Genomic DNA, 3,413 nt, shown 5'->3' with positions numbered 1-3,413 from the left:
GGGGACCTCGACCCCTTCCCGCCACCCCTCAACCGGACAGCCTCAGATCCTCACCCCCACCGGATGTCCGAAGAGCCGGATAAGGCACAGGCAGAAGAGCTTGAAGAAGCCGCAATATACAGTTTAGTGGAGTTCTTCCACGACAACGCCAGTAGGCCAAGGTCAACATCATTCCATTCCTTTTGCGATGGCTTGCACTATCGAGACCATAGCGCAGAGTCAGGGCAAGTAATATATAGATGGAGGGTTAACTCACTCCTCGAAGCGCACAACGTTCCTCTTCGTTTGGGAGCAGTAGGCGAAGAACGAGGACGCTTGATTCGTCACTTCAACTCACCACTGAATAAATTAGCTACTCAGCAAATTGAGCAGAGGGCTGAACTCCCGCAAGACGAGGTAGCCCATGCCATCCGTATGTTCAGGAAGAACGGAGCATCATTGGCAGAGAAGCGAGCTGCCATCGCTCTTCTGTATGGCGAACTGGAGCCTAAACGCAAAAGGATGGAGAAGAAGCTTTCATCTAACGATGTGTCGGACTTGTTCCGGATTGCGAATAAGTTCTCAATCCGGCATAGGGGACAGGACCAGGAGGATCTTCGTGGAAGCGAGTATCTTGACTGGATTTTCTGGACCGTCATTGCCACAATCGAACTCATGGACGCTTTAGATAGGTAGAACAACACTGTTTCCTGCATCAGTTGTCCCGTAGAAAACCAGAAAAACGGATGCTAAATTATTTTTGCATCAGCCTTTCTGGTTATAAAAATTTACTTCTCGGGCAGCACCACAAGCGTTGTGTTCTGTTCACTGTAGAAAATTCCGAGACTTACCTCCGTTATCAATGTAGGAGCAGATAGTCCGGGATCGCGCTAAGGGATCTAACTCGTTTAATGGCCCTTCGCAGTTGAGCGTGGGTAGGGCGGTCGGGGACTAACGCGGCAGGGGTTCGCTGGGGTTGTTGCGGCGTGGTGTGGGAGGAATGAGGTCAGGGCCTCTTTGAATTGGTAGCGACCAAGCAACCGAGATTCAGAAGAGACCCTGACATGAATAACTCTATGTCGTGCTCCGGCGACCGCTGGTGCGCACGCGCGGACACCATGCTCGGCGTCGCCAGCATCCACCTCACTACCGTCACGACAACGCCGACGGCCCTGGTCCTCGGCGTTGAAACCGGCGACACGATCGCTGGCTGCCCGGCCTGCGGAGTCATCGCGGTCGGCCACGGACGCCGACCGGTCCGGCTGCATGACATCCCGTGTTTTGGCCGGCCCGTGCGCCTGGTCTGGTCCAAACGCATCTGGCGGTGCCCCGACCCGGGATGCCCGAAGACCACGTTCACCGAAGAGCACCCGCTGGCCGGTCCACGGTCGAAGCTCACTACTCGTGCCATCGGGTGGGCGGTCGACGCCCTGTCCCGTTACGACACCTCAGTCTCCGCCCTGGCCTATCAACTCGGGGTGTCCTGGCACACGCTCTGGGACGCGATCACACCCGAGGCGATCCGCCGCACCACCGGGCCCGGACGGCTGACCGGAGTCGACGCTCTCGGTGTCGATGAGCACGTCTGGGCTCACACCGGACCACCGGGCACGGGTATGGTCACCGGCATCGTGGACCACACCCGCGACGCGAACGGCGTGGTTCATGCGAGGTTGCTGGATCTCGTTCCGGGCCGGTCGGGTAAGGCCTACGCCACCTGGCTCACCGACCACGGCCCGAACTTCACGACCGGCATCAAAACTGCGGCCCTGGACCCGTTCCGCGGGTACGCGAACGCGATCCGCGACGAACTCCCCGAAGCCATCACCGTGCTCGATGCGTTCCATGTCGTGAAGCTCGGCTCGGCCATGGTCGACGAGGTCCGCCGCCGTGTCCAGCAGAACACCCTCGGGCACCGCGGACGCAGCGGGGATCCGCTCTACGGAATCAGACGGACCCTGCAATGCGGGGTCGAGCACCTCACCGACAAACAAGTTGCCCGCCTGAACACCAAGCTCGACCTCGGGGACCCCGACCACGAAGTCACCCTCGCCTGGCAGTGCTATCAACAGCTCCGCTCGATCTATCACGTCAAACCGGAGAAGGGCCGGGCCCTGGTCGCCACCATCCTGGCCTCGTTCCCCTCTTGTCCGATCCCCGAGATCGCACGACTCGGCCGGACACTACGGCAGTGGAAGTCCGCGATCCTGGCGTACTTCGACACCGACGGCGCGTCCAACGGGCCTACCGAAGCCGTGAACGGTGTCATCGAAACCACCCGCCGCATCGCCCGAGGATTCCGCAACTTCACCAACTACAGACTCCGCTGCCTCCTCGCCGCCGGCGGCCACCGCCCCTACCGCACGAAACGAACCAACCACGCCTAAATGCGAAGGGCCCGTTTAATAAGGAACAGTGTCATCACATGAGTGGTAGTCGATCAAAGAAAACCCGCCAGCGATCGCGTCAGCGCGCAGAACACCTAGTGAACGCTGACGTCACCCTTCGCTCCGCCAAAGCGGTGTTGGCCGTAGATCTTCGGGGGGTACCGCTGACTAGGACCAACCAGTTCGTGGTGGGCTGGATGCGAGCGACATTCCAGCAGAGCATAGTCATTTCAGAACTGACCAAAGCAGGAATGGCACACGCCGCTGCACCCAATCGGCGCGCTTTTTGGGAACTAGCACTCCGCTTGCTCTGGCTTGCAGATATGCCGCAGCCCGATCGCGAGCAGGCCGTAGATACGATGCTTGCCCATGGAGTTGCAACTGAGGTGACAACAGATAAGCACATGAAAGAGATGGGCCTCGAGTCCTCTATCGATGTTGCCGCGATGCAGCACTTCGCACTGGACGCATCCACCGATAAGCAGGCGAAGGAACAGGCAAAGAATCTGACGGATGCGGTCAGAGCTACGGGCATGAACAGCGCCGTCATCTATCGCCTGTGGCGCTCGGATTCGACCTGGGCCCATGCGACTGGGTTCCTTGCTGGTCAATACGCACCTGCCAGCAGAGACGACACCATCGACACAGGCAACCCTCCGGTTCTCGATGAGAACTTGGATCTTCATCGTCTCGTCGCAATGCTTGTCGTGTTCACCGTCGGTTTCCTACTTCGCGATGAGGGTGTACCGAGCGATCTTGCCGGCGCTCCCGCTGCTGCTTTTGTTGCTGTGCCCTAACGCCCATCGCCAACCGCGCGTTCGGCACAATGAGGGTATGACCGTTCAGCTGCGTCCGTGGACGCCGGAAGATGCTCCCGCTCTACTGGTCGCGTATAAGGAGAACCCAGATCTACATGCGCAATTCGGTGGCGCTGACCTCTCCACCGTCGACAGAGCACGCGACCTTATCAGGCTCATCCCAATCGAGGGTGTAGTTGTGGTCTGAACCCGCCTGTCTCCAGGAGTGATCGGGCGATGTAGTTGGTCA

General features: G+C 59.2%; 2 protein-coding genes and 1 pseudogene. All 3 read left to right on the top strand.

Features of this window, described 5'->3' with window-relative positions:
- Positions 1–675, top strand: a pseudogene (locus Q0747_RS13835) (hypothetical protein); the annotation flags it as partial.
- A 368-nt stretch (positions 676–1,043) separates the two neighbouring features.
- Positions 1,044–2,366, top strand: coding sequence for an ISL3 family transposase (locus Q0747_RS13830; RefSeq protein ID WP_298255625.1), 1,323 nt, complete (start codon positions 1,044–1,046; stop codon positions 2,364–2,366).
- Positions 2,367–2,464: 98 nt separating this feature from the next.
- A complete protein-coding gene (locus Q0747_RS13825) occupies positions 2,465–3,163 on the top strand; it encodes a hypothetical protein (protein WP_298255623.1) in 699 nt (232 codons plus the stop codon).
- Positions 3,164–3,413: the final 250 nt, after the last annotated feature.

Source organism: uncultured Arthrobacter sp., assembly GCF_947493765.1.
Taxonomy (GTDB): Bacteria; Actinomycetota; Actinomycetes; order Actinomycetales; family Micrococcaceae; genus Arthrobacter_D.
This window is presented reverse-complemented; position numbering and strand designations above follow the sequence as displayed.